At 67.1% G+C, this 16,949-nt stretch carries 17 protein-coding genes; 6 read left to right on the forward strand and 11 right to left on the reverse strand.

The features are described 5' to 3' along the window. Positions 1-12: 12 nt before the first annotated feature. Both groL and groES read right to left on the reverse strand, forming a co-directional pair. The gene (groL, locus tag ABWP84_RS05910) at positions 13-1,659 is read right to left on the reverse strand and encodes a chaperonin GroEL (RefSeq protein ID WP_353211079.1); all 1,647 of its coding nucleotides are present in this window, start codon (positions 1,657-1,659) and stop codon (positions 13-15) included. 78 nt (positions 1,660-1,737) lie between these two features. Continuing rightward, on the reverse strand, positions 1,738-2,037 hold the full coding sequence (gene groES, locus ABWP84_RS05915) for a co-chaperone GroES (protein WP_353211080.1): 300 nt from the start codon (positions 2,035-2,037) through the stop codon (positions 1,738-1,740). Positions 2,038-2,383: 346 nt separating this feature from the next. On the opposite strand from groES, the gene ABWP84_RS05920 reads away from it, so the two are divergent. Beyond that, positions 2,384-3,427: a C-terminal binding protein gene (locus ABWP84_RS05920; protein WP_353211081.1), complete on the forward strand. Its 1,044-nt coding sequence runs from the start codon at positions 2,384-2,386 to the stop codon at positions 3,425-3,427. Positions 3,428-3,521: 94 nt separating this feature from the next. On the opposite strand, the gene epmA is transcribed toward ABWP84_RS05920, so the two are convergent. Next, positions 3,522-4,538 carry an EF-P lysine aminoacylase EpmA gene (gene epmA / locus ABWP84_RS05925; RefSeq protein WP_353211082.1) on the reverse strand — a complete coding sequence of 339 codons (1,017 nt, stop codon included), beginning with the start codon at positions 4,536-4,538 and terminating at the stop codon, positions 3,522-3,524. A 38-nt stretch (positions 4,539-4,576) separates the two neighbouring features. Between epmA and ABWP84_RS05930 the strand changes: the two genes are divergently transcribed. Then, positions 4,577-5,545, forward strand: a complete 969-nt coding sequence (locus ABWP84_RS05930) for a lysine-2,3-aminomutase-like protein (RefSeq protein ID WP_353211083.1) — start codon at positions 4,577-4,579, stop codon at positions 5,543-5,545. A gap of 16 nt (positions 5,546-5,561) precedes the next feature. After that, the gene (locus ABWP84_RS05935; protein ID WP_353211084.1) at positions 5,562-6,293 is read left to right on the forward strand and encodes a sulfite exporter TauE/SafE family protein; all 732 of its coding nucleotides are present in this window, start codon (positions 5,562-5,564) and stop codon (positions 6,291-6,293) included. A 124-nt stretch (positions 6,294-6,417) separates the two neighbouring features. Here the strand turns inward: ABWP84_RS05935 and ABWP84_RS05940 are convergent, their stop codons facing one another. Together ABWP84_RS05940 and rsmI are read right to left on the reverse strand one after the other, a co-directional pair. After that, entirely contained in the window at positions 6,418-7,851 is a 1,434-nt protein-coding gene (locus tag ABWP84_RS05940) for a lytic transglycosylase domain-containing protein (RefSeq protein ID WP_353211085.1), read from the reverse strand. 136 nt (positions 7,852-7,987) lie between these two features. Continuing rightward, complete coding sequence (gene rsmI, locus ABWP84_RS05945) at positions 7,988-8,899, reverse strand: 16S rRNA (cytidine(1402)-2'-O)-methyltransferase (protein ID WP_353211086.1); 912 nt, start codon at positions 8,897-8,899, stop codon at positions 7,988-7,990. Positions 8,900-8,904: 5 nt separating this feature from the next. Here rsmI and ABWP84_RS05950 point away from each other — a divergent pair, with 5 nt between their 5' ends. Genes ABWP84_RS05950 through ABWP84_RS05960 form a run of 3 tightly spaced genes read left to right on the forward strand, consistent with a single transcriptional unit; the run spans position 8,905 to position 11,379 of the window. Next, a complete protein-coding gene (locus ABWP84_RS05950; protein WP_353211087.1) occupies positions 8,905-10,044 on the forward strand; it encodes a penicillin-binding protein activator in 1,140 nt (379 codons plus the stop codon). Further along, positions 10,044-10,220 carry a hypothetical protein gene (locus tag ABWP84_RS05955; protein WP_353211088.1) on the forward strand — a complete coding sequence of 59 codons (177 nt, stop codon included), beginning with the start codon at positions 10,044-10,046 and terminating at the stop codon, positions 10,218-10,220. The genes ABWP84_RS05950 and ABWP84_RS05955 overlap by 1 nt, the downstream gene beginning before the upstream one ends. Further along, positions 10,171-11,379, forward strand: coding sequence for an ATP-binding protein (locus ABWP84_RS05960; RefSeq protein WP_353211089.1), 1,209 nt, complete (start codon positions 10,171-10,173; stop codon positions 11,377-11,379). Before ABWP84_RS05955 ends, ABWP84_RS05960 begins: the two co-directional genes overlap by 50 nt. A 209-nt stretch (positions 11,380-11,588) precedes the next feature. On the opposite strand, the gene ABWP84_RS05965 is transcribed toward ABWP84_RS05960, so the two are convergent. The 6 genes from ABWP84_RS05965 to ABWP84_RS05990 all read right to left on the reverse strand — a co-directional run bounded on the left by ABWP84_RS05965 (position 11,589) and on the right by ABWP84_RS05990 (position 16,831). Beyond that, positions 11,589-12,779: an FAD-binding domain-containing protein gene (locus tag ABWP84_RS05965; RefSeq protein ID WP_353211090.1), complete on the reverse strand. Its 1,191-nt coding sequence runs from the start codon at positions 12,777-12,779 to the stop codon at positions 11,589-11,591. Positions 12,780-12,808: 29 nt separating this feature from the next. Next, complete coding sequence (gene rdgB / locus ABWP84_RS05970; protein ID WP_408904242.1) at positions 12,809-13,402, reverse strand: RdgB/HAM1 family non-canonical purine NTP pyrophosphatase; 594 nt, start codon at positions 13,400-13,402, stop codon at positions 12,809-12,811. Between the two features lie 13 nt (positions 13,403-13,415). After that, entirely contained in the window at positions 13,416-14,150 is a 735-nt protein-coding gene (rph, locus tag ABWP84_RS05975) for a ribonuclease PH (protein ID WP_353211092.1), read from the reverse strand. A gap of 79 nt (positions 14,151-14,229) precedes the next feature. Continuing rightward, positions 14,230-15,147, reverse strand: a complete 918-nt coding sequence (locus ABWP84_RS05980) for a 3-hydroxybutyryl-CoA dehydrogenase (protein ID WP_353211093.1) — start codon at positions 15,145-15,147, stop codon at positions 14,230-14,232. Next, positions 15,144-16,079, reverse strand: coding sequence for an FAD-binding protein (locus ABWP84_RS05985; RefSeq protein ID WP_353211094.1), 936 nt, complete (start codon positions 16,077-16,079; stop codon positions 15,144-15,146). Before ABWP84_RS05985 ends, ABWP84_RS05980 begins: the two co-directional genes overlap by 4 nt. Positions 16,080-16,081: 2 nt before the next feature. Continuing rightward, on the reverse strand, positions 16,082-16,831 hold the full coding sequence (locus ABWP84_RS05990) for an electron transfer flavoprotein subunit beta/FixA family protein (protein WP_353211095.1): 750 nt from the start codon (positions 16,829-16,831) through the stop codon (positions 16,082-16,084). Positions 16,832-16,949 lie beyond the last annotated feature (118 nt).

A 16,949-nucleotide genomic window follows, 5' to 3' on the forward strand; every position in this document is an offset into this window, starting at 1 on the left:
GGCTTGGACTTCTTAGAAGTCCATGTCGCCCATGCCGCCCATGCCGCCGCCCGGGCCACCGGCCGGGGCCGAGCCCTTGGCCGGACGCTCGGCCACCATGGCTTCGGTGGTGATCAGCAGGCTGGCGACCGAGGCCGCATCCTGCAGCGCCGTGCGCACAACCTTGGTCGGGTCGATAATGCCGGCATCGACCAGGTTCTTGTACTGGTCGAGCTGCGCGTCGTAGCCGAATTCCCACACATCGCTGCGCAGAACTTCACCGGCGACCACGGCGCCATCCTTGCCGGCATTCTCGGCGATCTGCTTCGCCGGGGCCTGGATGGCCTTGCGGACGATCTCGATGCCGACCTGCTCGTCAGAGTTCAGGCCCTTGAGGGTGTGCAGGTTGGTGCTGGCGCGCAGCAGGGCGGTGCCACCACCGGGGACAATGCCTTCCTGCACGGCGGCGCGGGTTGCGTGCAGCGCGTCGTCCACACGGTCCTTGCGCTCCTTCACTTCCACTTCGGTGCTGCCACCGACGCGGATGACGGCCACGCCACCGGCGAGCTTCGCCAGGCGCTCCTGCAGCTTCTCGCGGTCGTAGTCCGAGGTGGTCTCCTCGATCTGCGCCTTGATCTGCTCGCAACGGCCCTGGATCTCGGACTTTTCACCGGCGCCATCGACGATGGTGGTGTTTTCCTTCTCGATCCGGATCATCTTCGCCTTGCCGAGCATGGCGAGGGTGACGGTTTCGAGCTTGATGCCGAGGTCTTCGGAGATCAGCTGGCCACCGGTCAGGATCGCGATGTCTTCCAGCATCGCCTTGCGGCGATCACCAAAGCCCGGCGCCTTGACGGCGGCGATCTTCAGGCCACCGCGCAGCTTGTTCACCACCAGGGTGGCCAGGGCTTCGCCCTCGACATCCTCGGCAATGATCACCAGCGGACGGCCGGACTGCACCACGGCCTCGAGCAGGGGGAGCATCGGCTGCAGCTGGGACAGCTTCTTCTCGAAGATCAGGATGTAGGGCTGATCCATCTCGGCAATCATCTTCTCCGCATTCGTGATGAAATACGGGGAGACATAGCCGCGATCGAACTGCATGCCCTCGACGACGTCGAGTTCGGTCTGGATGGACTTGGCTTCCTCGACGGTGATGACACCCTCGTTGCCGACCTTCTCCATCGCTTCGGCGATCATCTTGCCGATCTCAGTCTCGCCATTGGCGGAGAGCGTGCCGACCTGGGCCACCTCGGCGGAGGTGGTGATCTTCTTGGTCTTGGCTTCCAGCTCGCCCACGATCTGGGTGACGGCCTTGTCGATGCCGCGCTTCAGATCCATCGGGTTCATGCCAGCGGCCACGGCCTTGGCACCCTCGCGGATGATGGCCTGGGCCAGCACGGTCGCGGTCGTGGTGCCGTCACCGGCGGTGTCGTTGGTCTTCGAGGCCACTTCGCGCACCATCTGGGCGCCCATGTTCTCGAACTTGTCGGCCAGCTCGATCTCCTTGGCGACGGTGACGCCGTCCTTGGTGATGCGCGGTGCGCCGAAGGACTTGTCGATGACCACGTTGCGGCCCTTGGGGCCGAGGGTGACCTTCACGGCATCGGCCAGGATGTCCACGCCGCGGAGCATGCGCTCGCGGGCCTGGGCGCCGAACTTGACGTCTTTAGCTGCCATTGTCTGGTTTCTTTCTTACGAATGTTGCGGATACGGGCGGCACGCCGAGCCTTGCGGCCTCGCGCGCCGGGCCCGAAATCAGGCGGACTTGGTGTCGATGATGCCCATCACGTCGGATTCCTTCATGATGAGGAGATCCTTGCCGTCGAGCTTCACTTCCGTGCCGCTCCACTTGCCGAACAGGATGCGGTCACCGGCCTTGACGTCGAGCGGGCGGACATCGCCATCTTCGTTGATCGTGCCGTTGCCGACGGAGATCACGAGACCTTCCTGCGGCTTTTCCTTGGCGGTGTCGGGGATGATGATGCCGCCGGCAGTCTTGGCTTCGGCTTCAATGCGCTCGACCAGGATGCGGTCGTGCAGGGGGCGAAAGCTCATATGGCTAATCCTCTCCTGAAAGGGTGAAAGTCATGCAGCCCAGGGGAGCCCCTGGGCCACGGATCCGTGGGGAAGCCGCTGAGCTTAGCGCCCGTTAGCAGTCTCACCCAAGGAGTGCCAGCGATGTAGGGGCTTGGTTGACTGGCGTCAAGGGATTTCCAGCACTCTCCGAGCATGAGTGCTAATTCAATGTTTTTACGTTAATTTTACGGTTTTTTGTCGCAAGACGCATGGCTGAGGCGCCGAAAGCCCGGACGGGGCTGCTGGCGATGCGCCTGCGTTGCCAGGGTTGTGGCGCCCGCCCTTGCATGCTTGGCTTCCTAACAAGTTATCTCTGGAGGAACACATGGCAAAACAACGTATCATCACCCCGGCCGGGGCCAGCTTCACCGTCGGCAGCAGCGATTACTCGCTGGAGATGGAAGCGCTCGCCAATATGGATGCCGAGATCATCGAAGCGCCGATGGACACCGCCGGCTTCATCGCCGCCGCCGCCACGGCGGATGCGATCTATGCCAAGGGCATCCCCATCACCGCCGAGATCATCGCCGCCCTGAAGAACTGCAAGGTGATCAGCCTGGGCTCGGTGGGCGTGGACAGCGTGGATGTGAAGGCCGCCACCGCAGCCGGCATCCCGGTGACCAATGTGCCCGATACCTTCATCGAGGAGGTGGCCGACCATGCCATGACGCTGCTGCTCAGCACCTTCCGCCGGGTGATCGAGCAGGACCGCATGGTGCGCGAACATCGCTGGAAGGAAGGCCGCCCGGCGCTGCTGAAAATCCCCCGCCTGATGGGCCAGACGCTGGGTTTTGTCAGCTTCGGCCGTGTGGCGCGCGCTGTTGCCCGCCGGGCTGCGCCCTTCGGCCTGCGGATGATCGCCTATGATCCGTTCCTGGACGAGACGCAGATCGCCGAACATGGCGTGATGCCGGCGACGCTGAACGAGGTGATGAGCCAGTCGGATTTCGTCTCCATGCATGCTCCGGCACGGCCGGAATGCACCCATCTGCTCAAGGAACAGCATTTCCGGCAGATGAAGAAGAGCGCGATCTTCATCAATACCGGCCGTGGGCCCACGGTCGATGAGAATGCGCTGATCAAGGCCCTGAGCGAGGGCTGGTTCGCCTATGCCGGCCTCGACGTGCTGGAGGTGGAGCCGCCGAGCCACAACAACCCCATCCTGTCGATGGATAATGTGATTCTATCGGCGCATACGGCCTCGGCCTCGGCGCGCTTCGATGAGGCGCGCAAGCGCCGCGTGGGCAGCGAATTGGCGCTGGTGTTGTCTGGCAAATGGCCGATGAGCTGCGTGAACCCTTCAGTGCTGCAGAATACGGCGCTGGCGCGTTGGCAGCCCGTGGGGCTGGGGCGTGGGCCTAACTCTTAAGGTCGCATAGATGGCGCTTGGGAGGGCTTTGCCCTCCCGAACCCTCCCGCAAAGGGCCGAAAGGCCCTTTGATCCCGTTGCTTTGGGCGGCCCTCTAGGTGCCCTGCCAGGGCAGCCATTGCACGTCCGCTATTCGTCGCGCGCCAGAGACCAGCATCACCAAGCGGTCCAGGCCTAAAGCTATGCCGGCGCAGGGCGGCATGCCCAGTTCAAGTGCTGCCAGGAAATCCTCATCCACCGGCCAGGCGGCGCCCGGGCCATGCACCCGCACCCGCTCGGCCATATCAGCCTCCAGGCGCAGACGCTGCTCCTGCGGGTCGGTCAGTTCCTCAAAGGCATTGGCCAGTTCCATACCGCCGGCGAAGAGCTCGAAGCGCAGCGCGGCGCGGGCATCGGCTGCATCACGCCTTGCCAGCGCCGCCTGCGGGCTGGGCCAATGGGTGAGAAAGCTGGGCTCGGCGGCCAGGCGGGGCTCCACATGCTCCAGCAGCAGGCGGAAGAAGCCGCTTTCCCAATCCTCATCGGGCCGGACTTCCAGGCCGGCACTGGCCATGGCCGCTTGCAGCGCTGCCGCGTCCCCCTGGCCGTCCGGCCGCACCGTGGCCAGGATATGGAGTCCGTTGCACCAGCGAAAAAACGCCTCCGCCATGGTGATCCGCCGAAATGGCGCGGCCGGGCAATCGGGCCAGACGGCGCGCAGATAGGCCTCAGCCTCATCCATCAGCCCGGCCATGGAGAGCCCGGGCCGGTACCATTCCAGCATGGTGAATTCCGGCGCGTGGCGGGCGGATAATTCGCCATTGCGCCAAACCCGGGCGATTTCGAAGACCGGCCCCACACCGCCGGCCAGCAACCGCTTGATGGCCAGTTCGGGGCTGGTGCGCAGGAAGAGCCGCTGCTGCGCCCCGGCCCCCAGATGCGGCTCATAGGCGGTTTCGAAGGCCGCCAGATGCACTTCGGCCCCGGGGCTGGGGACCAAAGCGGGGGTTTCGATCTCGCTATAGCCGCGGGCGGAAAAATGCGCGCGGGTGGCGGCCAGAATACGGCTGCGCGCCGCCAGATAGGGCAGCCTTGCCGCCAAACGTTCGGGGTGCCATGCGGGAAGGGCCATTGCGGCCCCTGCCCTAGCCCAGCTACTGCCAGCCCACCATGGCCCTGCCCCAAAAAACCCTACGTGATGCTGCGGCCCTGCTCGATGCCGGGCTGATCACCGCCGCGGCGCTGCCCGCGCTCAGCGCGCTGCAATCGCGCTATGCCATCGCTCTCACGCCGGAGGTCCAGGCGCGAATCGCCTCGCCCGATGATCCTGTGGGCCGGCAATACATCCCTCATGCCGATGAGGCGCTCAGCCAGCCGCATGAAATGGCCGACCCCACCGCCGATGCCCCCTTCACGCCCATCAAGGGCGTGGTGCACCGCTACCCCGACCGCGCGCTGCTCAAGCCGCTGCTGGCCTGCCCGGTCTATTGCCGGTTTTGTTTCCGGCGCGAACATGTCGGCCCCGATGGCGGTTTGCTGAACGAGGCGGAGCTTGAGGCTGCGCTGGGCTGGTTTGCGGCGCATCCGGAGGTGGGGGAGGTCATTCTCACCGGCGGCGACCCGCTGATGCTCTCGCCCCGGCGGCTGGCCCATATTCTGGGCCGGCTGGCGGCGCTGCCGCATATCCACACCCTGCGCATCCATAGCCGCGTGCCGGTGGCCGAACCCAGCCGGATCACGCCCGAATTGCTGGCGGCGCTGCGGCTGGAGACGCCGCTTTATCTGTGCGTGCATGCCAATCACGCCCAGGAATTCGGCCCCGCTGCCGGGCCGGCGCTGCGGGCGCTGCATGGTGCGGGCGTGGTGCTGCTCGGCCAATCCGTGCTGCTGGCCGGGGTGAATGACAGCCTAGCGGCGTTGGAGGGGCTGTTGCGCACCATGTTGGCGCATCGCATCAAGCCCTATTATCTGCATGCGCTGGACGCCGCGCCGGGCACTGCGCGCTTTGCCGTGCCGGATGCGCGGGCGCTGGAATTGTTGCGCAGCCTGCGCGGGCGCGTCTCGGGCCTGGCCTGGCCGGTTTTCGTGCGTGAGACGGCGGGCGGTGCGGGCAAGCGGCCGCTGGGGCCGGCATGGTAGCGGCGGGCCGGCGGGCGTGACCGAGGGCATCGCCATTGCCCTGATCTTCACCCTGGCCGGGCTGGTGAAGGGCGTGGTGGGTTTGGGGCTGCCCATCATCGCCATGGGTCTACTGGGGCTATGGCTGCACCCGCTGCAGGCTGCCTCGCTGCTGCTGGTGCCCAGCATCGTCACCAATATGGTGCAGATGGCGGGGCCGGGATTGCCCGGGCTGCTGCGCCAACTCGGCCCCATGCTGGCCGCCGTGGTGCTGGGCACGTGCGCCGGCTGGTGGGCCTGGGGCGGGCTGGGTGGGCGGCTCGCGGGGCTGGGCCTGGGCTGCATGGTGGTGGCTTATGGATTGCTGGGCGTCAGCGCCTTGCGGCTCAGCCTGTCACCGCGCGCCTCGGCCCGGCTGGCCATTCCAACCGGGTTGGTCACCGGGGTGATTACCGCCGGCACCGGGATTTTCGTCATTCCGCTGGTGCCATGGCTGCAGGCCAGCGGCCTGCCGCGGGAGCGTTTGGTACAGGCGATGGGTGTCTCGCTGCTGGTCTCGGCGCTGTCGCTCGCCTTGGTGATCGGCGGTTCTGGGCATTTGGGTCTGGCGGAGCTTGGTGGCTCAGCCCTCGCCTTGCTGCCGGCGCTGCTGGGCCAGGCGCTGGGCAGCATGCTGCGGCAGCGGCTGAATGAGGCGCTGTTCCGGCGCTGTTTTTTCGCCGCGCTGGTGCTGCTGGGGCTGCATTTGGTCTGGCAGGCCTGGCCCTGAGGCGGGCGAGGCTGGATGCCCAGCCCAGGCTGGGTTCACGCCGCGTGGTCCAGCCATTGTTGAGAGAATAAAGCAGCGTTTATGGCGGTTCCGCCGCAACGCATCATGCTCCACCCTGCCAGCATTACCCCTGCGCGTCGGGGCTGAGCACGATGCAGGGGCCGCGCACCCGGCCACAGGCCTGTTGCGCGCCGCCTTGCGTCATGCCCACGACGCGGGCGCGATAAAGGGTGGAGCGGCCAACGCGGACCGGCTGCACCTGCACCCGCCCGCCGCCGACCGCATCCGCGGCGCTGCGCGCCTGGCGCTCATCGGAGAAGGCCCCCACCTGCACCGCCCAGCTTGCGCTGGTATTCGCCACAACTGGGCGAATCTCCGGCGACAGGCTGGCGGCCTGGGCCGAACCGATCAGGCCAAAGCGGCGAGGCGATGATGCAGCGGCAAGGTTAGGGCCATTCGCCCGGGCCGGGCTCGGCGTATAGACAGGCCGGGCGAGCGGGCCGGTGGGAGAATTGGCCATGGCCTGCCGGTTGGCGCTCTCGGCTAGGGCGGCTGCACCCTCGGGCGTGCTGCCATCGGCGATGGGCTCCATGGCGGCGGCGATCACCCGCCGCTCCGCCGGCGGCTGGTCGTAGCCAGCCAGAGAGGTGCCAGATTGCCCTGTGCCGACCTGCGCTGTGCCGACCTGCGCTGTGCCGGCGCGCGCCGCGCTCTCTGCCATCGCCTGCTGGCCGCCAGGGGTGGAGCCATCGGCGATGGGCTCCATCGCCACCACCCCGCCGCTGGCCAAGGCAACCGGGCGGGCCATGGCGGGGGCCGTGGCTCGGGCTGCGGTGAGGATCGGCGTTGCCGGCTCAGGGTCTGGCAGGCGGGCATAGCGGGCATTCTGCTCGCGCAGGTCACGCTGCTCCTGCAGGGCCATCATTGTGGCACTGTCCATCCTACGCGGGCCCGGCGGCACGCGCACCGGGAGTTCAGCAGCGGCATAGACCTCTGGCGGCGCGCGGCGCACTGGGCTGGCCCGCAGCACGCCCGGGCCAATGCGCGCCACATAGTTGCGCGTTTCATTGGGCAGGCCGGAGCGGTTATAGAGGTAATTCTCAAGCCGGCGCGGGCCAGCATTATAGGCCGCAAGGAAGGCGGGCGAGCCGAAGAGATCATACATCTCACGCAGATAGGCTGTGCCAGCCATGATGCTGTCATAGGGATGATAAGGATCATCGCCCAGGGCGTAGCGCGACTGGAGTTCCCGATAGGTGCCGGGCATAACCTGCATCAGCCCCATGGCGCCGACAGGGCTGGTGGCGGTGGCCCTTCCGCCGGATTCCTGGCGCATCACTTCCCGGATCCAGCGATCGGGCACATCGAAACGGCGCGACGCTTCGCGGATATAGGGCCCCCAAGGGTCAGAAGGCGGGCCTGGAGGGTCATAGCTGCGTGCGGCGCTGTTATGGGCCGCCGTGGGCCCCGGCCGCCCGGCATTGCCACCGCAGGCAGCCAAACCGCACAGCAAAGCCACGGCAAAGGCCGAGCGCATCACGCCGGAAGCAACAAACATCCCCACACTCCCCTGGCCGCTGCCTTGATAGCGCGAACCCACCCCCATGGGAACGCCGGACAGCAGGCACCACGCGGATGAACGCGCAGCAGCGGGCGTTATACAGAATCTCGCCCCTGGCATGCAACATTTGGAATTAATCTGGACGCTTTTTCTCGGCGGCGAGTTCTAGCGCGCGGGCATAGACAGATTTTCGCGGCAGGCCATGGGCCAGCGCCACGCTGGCGGCGGCATCGCGCAGGCTCATGGCGGCCATCGCCACCGCCAGCGCATCATCGAGGCTGGCCTGGCCCATTGCCTCGTTGGGGGCGGGCCCCACCAGCAAGACCACCTCCCCGCGCGGCGGGTCGTCCAGCGCCCCTTGGGCGAGCACGGCCAGAGAACCGCGCCGCACCTCCTCGAAACGCTTGGTCAATTCGCGCGCCAGGGCGGCGGGGCGGGTTTCGCCCAGCGATGCCGCCAGGGCGGCGAGGGTTTCGGCGGCGCGATGCGGCGCCTCATAGAAGACCAGCGTGGCGGATAGGCCTGCCTGCTCCATGGCCTTGAAACGCGCCAATTCGGCGTCCCTCGCACCCGCTTTCGCCGGCAGAAAGCCCACGAACATGAAGGGATGCGGCGGCAGGCCGGAGAGAATCAGCGCCAGCACAGCCGCATTGGCGCCTGGAATGCCATGCACCGGAACACCGGCCGCAATGGCGGCACGCACCAGGCGAAAGCCGGGGTCGCTCATCAGAGGCGTGCCGGCATCGCTCACCAGCACCAAGGCCGCACCATCACGCAGCCGGGCCAGCAAGCCCGGCAATTGTGCCTCCTCATTGTGATCATGCAGTGGCCAAAGCGTTATGGAAATGCCATGTCTTGCGAGCAGCTTAGAGGTTACCCTGGTGTCCTCGCACAGCACGGCATCCGCCCCCGCCAGGGCGGCCAGTGCGCGTGGTGAGATATCGTCAAGGTTGCCAATCGGCGTCGCCACCAGGGTCAGCCCCGGTTGGGGGCCTGGTGGGGGCGAAATGCCGGCGGCAGGGAGATTGGTGGATGCGTCTTGCATGGGTGATGGCAGTGTTGGCCCTGATCGGCTGTGCACCGCAAGTGCGACAGCAGGCCGCGAGGCCGCGGGCACCCGCAGCCCAGGCCTGGCAGGCGCCGGTGATGGCGCCGCCGGCTGCGGCTGCGGCGGTGGCGCGCCAGCGCGTGGGCCTGCTGCTGCCGCTCTCGGGGCCCAATGCGGCGCTGGGGCATTCCATGCTCAATGCCGCGCAATTGGCGCTGTTCGACCAAAGCGACACGATGATTGAATTCCTGCCGCGTGACACCCGCAGCTCCGCCGCGGGGGCCTTGGAGGCCGCGCGGGCAGCGATTGGCGATGGCGCGGGCGTGCTGATCGGCCCCCTCACCCTGGGAGAGACCGCAGCCGCCGCGGGCCCGGCCCAGGCCGCCTCGGTACCCATGCTCTCCTTCACCAGCGATGAAAGCCAGGCAGGCAATGGCGTGTGGGTGCTGGGCGTGACCCCGGCGCAGGTCGCGCGCCGCCTGGCCAGTGTCGCGGTCTCGGGCGGGCAGCGCCGCATCGGCCTGCTCGGCGCCGATGATGAATTTGGCCGCCGGCTGGTGGCGGCGCTGCGCAGCATTCTGGCCGAGGCGGGGCTGCCGGCACCGGTGGTGATGCTCACCCGGCCCGGCTCAGATGCAGGCCAAAATGGCCGGGATTTCACCGCCCGCCTGGCCGCGGAGGGCGGGGTGGATGCGCTGATCCTGTCCCAGGCCGGCACGGCGGCGCGGCAGGCCGTCCAGGGGCTGGTGGCGGCGGGGCTCGCACCCATGCCGCGGCTGTTTGGCACCCATCTCTGGGCAGGCGATGGCCAGATTGCGCAGGAGAGCGTGCTGGCGGGCGCTGGCTTCACCGGGCCCGATCCCGCTGCGCGCAACAGCTTTGACAACCGCTTCTTGGAGAATTTTGGCGAAAGGCCCGCCCGCCTTGCCGGCACAGCCTATGATGCGGCGGCCCTTGCAGCCCGTGCTGCGCGCGAGGGGGGCCGCGCCTTGCTCATTGGCATGGCGTTTCAGGGTGCCGATGGGCCGATCCGATTGATGGCAGATGGCGTGCTGGGGCGCGGCTTGGCCATTCTCGAATTCCAGAACGGGCAGGCCGTGCTGCGAGACGCAGCGCCGATTCCCGGCGGGCCGGGCAGCTGATGCCCCCGCTGGGCCGCCTGCTGCGCACCGCCCTTATTCTCGGTGCGGTGCCCCTGCTGGTGCAGCTGGTGCTGTTGCTGACCGAGGAGGTTTCCACCCGCAGCGCCATTTTGGCCATGCTGGCTGGTGCATACGGCCCGGCTCTCCGCGGCGCTGCAGGCGGCGGCGGCGGATGATGATGCATCCTCCCGCCCCTTCCGCACCCCCCGCCTGCCGGCGGTGGCGGATATCGAGGAGGCGCTGACACGCCTCGCCCGCAGCCTGCAGGCCCGCAGCGCCCTGGTTGGCCGGTTGCGCGCGGCCGATGAGGCCATTGTCGAAAACCTGCCGGACCCGCTGCTGGTGCTGGCGGAGGATCGCTCGGCGCTGCGCGCCAATCGCGCGGCACGGCAGCTTTTTGGCCTCAAATCGGGCGCGGGGGGGGATCTGGCGGCGCTGCTGCGCCACCCGGCCCTGTCAGGGGCGGTGGAGCGGGCCTTGGCCGAGCAAACGGCACAGGGGACGGATTTGCACCTGCCCGTGCCCGTCGCCCGCGAGTTGCACGCCCAGGCTATCCCGATGAACCCGCCGCTCGCCGATGGCGGCCGGGTGGTGGTCGTGCTCTCCGACCGCAGCCAGATGCGCGCTGTCGAGCGCATGCGGGCAGATTTTGTCGCCAATGCCAGCCATGAATTGCGCACGCCACTCGCCAGCCTGATCGGTTTCATTGAGACCCTGCGCGGCCCGGCGCAGGATGATGCGGAGGCGCGCGAGCGCTTTCTGGGCATCATGGCCACGCAGGGTGAGCGGATGCGCATGCTCATCGATGACCTGCTGAGCCTCTCGCGCATCGAATTGTCGGAACATCAGCCGCCGCAGGGCGAGACCGATGTGGCGGAATTGCTGCGGGCCGAGGCGGTGGCGCTGGAGCCCCTGGCGAAGGGCACGCGCATCGAGATTGCCGCACCGCCCAGCCTTTTGGCCAGCCCCGCCGATACCGAGCAATTGGCGCAGGTGCTGCGCAATCTGCTGGAGAACGCCCTGCGCCACGGCAAAACCGAGGGGCTGGTGCGCGCGAGCCTCACGCGGGTGACCGGCGGCGGGCCGCGCCTTCCCAACCGGCCGGGCATCCTGCTCGCCATCTCCGATGATGGCCCGGGCATTCCGCGCGAGCATATTCCGCGCCTGACCGAGCGCTTCTACCGGGTGGAGCAGGGCCGCGGCCGCGGCACCGGCGGCACCGGCCTGGGCCTTGCCATCGTCAAGCACATCGTCAATCGCCACCGCGGCCAACTCATCATCGAGAGTGAGCCGGGGCAAGGCGCCACCTTCAAAGTGTGGCTGCCGGGGGATTAGAGCATTTTCAAGCCTTGCGGCTTCGCAAGGCGACTGGGAAAATGCGGCAAAACAAAGGCTAGAGCCTGCTTCCTTCGCCACGGCTCACTGCACAGGCTCTAAACTTTTGTTTGTCGCGCATCTCTATCCGCTCAAACGATTCCGTTTGAACGGATGATACCCCAAGTCTTTGCTTGTCTATCATCAGCCGGCGCGGGCTGCGGTGATGGTCAGCGGCCAAAGAGCGGCAGGGCGTCGGGCGCGATCGACAATTCCTGCAGGATTGTCGGGATTTTGTCCTTGAAGGGGAAGAAGCCGGCGCGGGCCAGGGGCCAGCAGGTGCTGTCCCAGGCGCGGCGGGCGCGCAGCAGCGTAACGCCCGAAGCGGCCACCGCCAGGGCATCGGCCACCCAGCCCACCGGAGCCCAAGGCGTCACTATGGCATCGACATCCTGCGCCATGGCCCATGCCGCGAGGCTACCCGGTGTCAGCCGTGCCGCCGGGGCACCCAGCCTGGCCTCGGCCATGGCCAGCCCATCCTCAAGCGCGGCTTCGGCGAAATTGGCAGCGCCATCGGCGCAGGGCCTGGCCACGGAAAGCCCGGCCAGCGCCACCACCTCGCAGCGTTCGGGCCAGAAGGTCACGTCATCGCTATGCAGCAGCAGGGCGATGCGGCCGCGCGCCGCATCGGCCGGTGGCAGGCTGCCCGGCGGCGGGGGGGGCGGTTCATTGAGCGGCTCGCAGCAGACATCCAACTCGCCCTCGGGGTTGAAGCGATCATTGGTGTAGCGCTCGATATTCTCCGGCCGCACCACATAATGCTTGCCCGGGGTCTGAATGCCCGCCACCCAACGCCAGCTGAGGGTATTGGAGGCCGGATCGGCATCCTTGAGGTGGTGCAGGAGGAAATCCGCCCCCAGCGCCCAGGGCAGCTTCAGGGTGAAGATCCATATGCCGGCGAACCACATCCGCACATGATTGTGCAGATAGCCGGTCTCCTTCAATTCATGGACCCAGGCGTTGAAGCATTCGATGCCGGTGAGGCCCATCATTGCCATTTCGTGGCGGCCGCGCAGCAGGGCATCGGTGGCCAGGCGCGCCTGATCGGCGGCGACCTTGCTTTCGAAATGCCGCCACATGCTGGGGCGCAGTTCTAAAAAGCCCTTCCAATAGCTGCGCCAGAACACCTCCTGGATGAATTTTTCCGCCGCCTCTGCGCCGTGATGGGCCAGGGCCAGACGCACCACCTCCTCCTCGGTGATGAGGCGATGGCGGATATGGGCGGAAAGTTCGCTCACATCCTGCCGCTGGCCTGGGCCGGGGTCGGTATTGCGCCCGGCGGCATAGAGCCGGCCCATGCGCGGGGCGAAGGCCTCAAGATGCGCCAGTGCCGCGGCACGGGTTGGGGGGATATTGCTCATGCGCCGTGGGTGTGGCGGAAGGCAGCGCGTCAGTCCAGACAGGCGCTGGCAAATGCCTGGAAAGCCCGGGCGCGATGATTGGTGCGGGCTTTCTCTTCCGGGGTCATCTCGCCATAGGTTCGGGTCTCGTCTTCGGGGATGAACATCGGATCATAGCCAAAGCCGCCGCTGCCGCGTGGCGGGTGAACGAAATGGCCCTCCACCCGGCCCTCGTGAAACTGCACATGCCCATCCGGCCAGGCGAGGGCGAGGGTGGAGACGAAGGCGCAGCGGCGATTGGGGTTGTCGCCCACCTCGCGCGCCACCCGGGCCATGGCAACGGCATAATCGCGGCCACCATCATCGGCCATCGCCCAATCGGCGGTATAAACCCCCGGGGCACCGCCGAGGGCTGCGACCATCAGCCCGCTATCATCGGCCAGCGCCGGCAGGCCCGTGGCGCGGGCCGAGGCCAGCGCCTTGATCGCGGCATTCTCCTCGAAGCTGGTGCCCGTCTCGGCCGGTTCGGCCAAGGCGAGTTCGCCAGCACTCACCACCGCAAAGCCGCGCGGCGCGAGCAAGGCACGCAACTCACGCAGCTTGCCTGCATTATGGCTGGCCAGAACCAGCCGGCCGGGCGGCATCAGCCGCCGGACCTCAGGCAAGGCCGACAGCCCGCTTCTGGGCGGCGAAGATCTCCGCCGTGCCGAGCCTGGCCAGGCCCAGCAATTCGAGCAACTGGCCCTCCGAGAAGGGCGCGCCCTCGGCAGTGCCCTGCACTTCGACCAGACCGCCGGCGCCGGTGAGGACGAAATTGGCATCCGCCTCGGCATTGCTGTCTTCGGCATAATCAAGGTCGAGCACGCAGACGCCGCCGAAAATGCCACAGCTCACCGCTGCCACCTGATCCATCAGCGGGATGGCGCTGAGGATATTATTGGCCACGCAATGCTTCAGCGCCAGGTGCAGCGCGACCCATGCGCCGGAGATAGAGGCGCAGCGTGTGCCGCCATCGGCGTTCAGCACGTCGCAATCGACGGTGATGCTCATCTCGCCCATGGCCTTGCGGTCCACCACGGCGCGCAGCGAGCGGCCGATCAGGCGCTGGATTTCCTGGGTGCGACCGGATTGCTTGCCGCGCGCCGCTTCACGATCACCGCGGGTATGGGTGGCGCGGGGGAGCATGCCGTATTCGGCGGTGACCCAGCCCTCGCCCTTGCCGCGGAGGAAGGGCGGCACCCGGGTCTCGACCGAGGCGGTGCAGAGGACTTCAGTATTGCCCATGCGAATGAGGCAGGAGCCCTCGGCGTGCTTCGAAAAGCCAGTGTCCATCGAAAGCCCGCGCAAGGCGGCGGGGATACGGCCGGAGGGGCGCGTGGAGGATGTGTTCATGCCCCAGCGCATACGCCGCTTCGCCATGGGCCGGTAGGGGGTGGGGGCATCTGGCGAAGGCCCCCTGCCCGCTTTCTCCCTAACGCGTCGGCCGGGCCGGGGTGACCGTGTAGTCGTAAAAGCCGCGGCCGGTTTTCTTGCCCAGCCAATTCGCATCGACATATTTCGCCAGGAGCGGGCAAGGGCGATACTTGCTGTCGCCCAGCTCCTCATGCAGCACCCGCATCACCGCCAGGCAGGTATCGAGGCCGATATAATCGGCCAGTTCGAAGGGGCCCATCGGGTGGTTGGCGCCGAGTTTCATGGCGCTATCGATCGCCAGAATATCGCCCACACCCTCATACAGCGCATAGACCGCCTCATTGATCATCGGGATCAGAATGCGGTTGACGATGAAGGCGGGGGTATCGGCGGAGGAGACGAGGCGCTTGCCGATGCGCTCCGCGAGCGCCGCCACGGCCTGGAAAGTGGGCTCATCGGTCGGCAGGCCGCGAGTCACCTCCACCAGCTTCATGACCGGGGCGGGGTTCATGAAGTGGATGCCGATGAAACGCTCGGGCCGATCCGTCGCTGCGGCAAGCCGGGTGACGCTGATGCTGCTCGTATTGGTCGCCAGAATGGTGCTGGGTTTGATATGGGCCTGGAGGTTCTTGAAGATGGTGTTCTTCAGGCCCTCATTCTCGGTGACCGCCTCGATCACCAGATCACTCTCGGCGAAGGCCGCGTAATCGGTGGTGGTGGTGAGGTTGAGGCGGGCATTTTCCCGATCCTCCGCGGTCATGCTGCCGCGATCGACGCGGCGCTGCATGTCGCGTTCGACCATTTTCAGCGCGTGATTCAGGGCTTCCTGGCTGATATCAGCCAGGACCACCGGAAAGCCGGAGGCGGCGAAGACCTGGGCGATGCCGCGGCCCATCTGCCCACCGCCGACCACGCCCACGCTGCGGATTTCCGGCGCAGGCGCGGCCGGCGCCGCCGTGAGAACCAGTTCCGTCACTTTGTTTGCAATGCCGCTGTGAGTTCGGGCACCACGGCGAAGAGGTCACCCACTAGGCCGTAATCGGCGACCTGGAAGATCGGCGCTTCCTCATCCTTGTTGATCGCCACGATGAACTTGCTGTCCTTCATGCCGGCCAGATGCTGAATGGCACCCGAAATGCCCACCGCGATATAGAGGTCTGGGGCCACGATCTTGCCGGTCTGACCCACCTGATGGTCATTGGGGGCGTAGCCGCTATCGACCGCCGCGCGCGAGGCGCCGACGGCCGCACCCAGCGTATCGGCCAGGCTGTCGATCAGGTGGAAATTCTCCGAGGAGCCGAGCGCGCGGCCGCCCGAGACCACGATTCTGGCCGAGGTCAGATCCGGCCGCTCGCTCTTCACGCCCTCGGCACCGAGGAAGGTGGAGAGGGGAGAGCCGGCCTGGGCGGCGATGGTTTCAATCCGGGCCGTACCGCCAGTGGCGGGGGCGGCATCGAAGCTGGCGGCGCGGATGGTCAGCACCTTTTTCGCATCGGCGCTCTTCACCGTGGCCAGGGCATTGCCGGCATAGATCGGGCGGATGAAGGTATCGGCATCCACCACGCCGGCCACTTCGGAAATCTGCTGCACATCGAGCAGGGCGGCGACTCGCGGCATCAGGTTCTTGCCGGTGGCCGAGGCGGGGGCGGCGATGTGGCTATAGCCACCGGCCATGCCCACGACCATGGCGGCGAGGCCCTCCACGGCGGGCACGGCATGGGCGCCATCCTCGGCCACCAGCACGGCTTCCACACCGGCCACGGCGGCGGCGGCGGGGGCGGCGGCGGCGGCATTGGCGCCGGTCAGCAGCAGATGCACCGGGCCGAGGGCGGCGAGCGCTGCCACAGCGCTGCGGCTGGGCTGGGAGATGGCGGTGCCGTCATGATCGGCAAGAATGAGAATGGCCATGGTCAGATCACCTTCGCTTCGCCACGCAGTTTTTCCACAAGCTCCTGCACGGAGCCCACCTTCACGCCTGCCTTGCGGGTAGGCGGTTCCTCCACCTTGAGCACCGTCAGGCGCGGCGTGGGGTCCACGCCGAGATCAGCGGGGGTGAGGGTATCGATCGTCTTCTTACGCGCCTTCATGATATTGGGCAGCGAGGCATAGCGCGGCTCATTGAGGCGCAGATCGGTGGTGATGATGGCGGGCAGCTTGACCTCGACCGTCTCCAGACCGCCATCGACCTCGCGGGTGACCACGGCGGTCTCGCCCTTGACCTCCAGCTTGGAGGCGAAGGTGCCCTGGGCCCAGCCCAGCAGCCCGGCCAGCATCTGGCCGGTGGCATTCATGTCGTCATCAATCGCCTGCTTGCCCAGAATGACCAGGCCGGGCTGCTCCTTGGCGATGATGGCGGCCAGCAGCTTGGCCACGACCAGCGGCTCCAGCACGCCATCATGCTGCACCAGCACGCCGCGATCAGCGCCCATGGCGAGGCCGGTGCGAATTTGTTCCGAAGCGGCAGCGGGGCCGGCGGAGACCACGATGATCTCGCTGGCGACACCCTTCTCCTTGAGGCGGACGGCCTCTTCGATGGCGATCTCATCGAAGGGGTTGACCGACATCTTGACGTTGGCTGTCTCAACCCCGGAGTGGTCCGCCTTGACGCGGATTTTGACGTTGTAGTCCACAACGCGCTTGGCGGTGACCAAAACCTTCATGAAAACGCCTGTCCCTTTTAATTCCGTGTGGCTGGGGGAAACATAGCGCTTTGGTGCAGTGCCGCAAGTTTGCGGGGGATGGAAAGCGCGGCGGGCGAGCGGCGGCGCGGCAGTTTAT

The organism is Rhodovarius sp. (genome assembly GCF_040399605.1).
GTDB lineage: Bacteria > Pseudomonadota > Alphaproteobacteria > Acetobacterales > Acetobacteraceae > Rhodovarius > Rhodovarius crocodyli_A.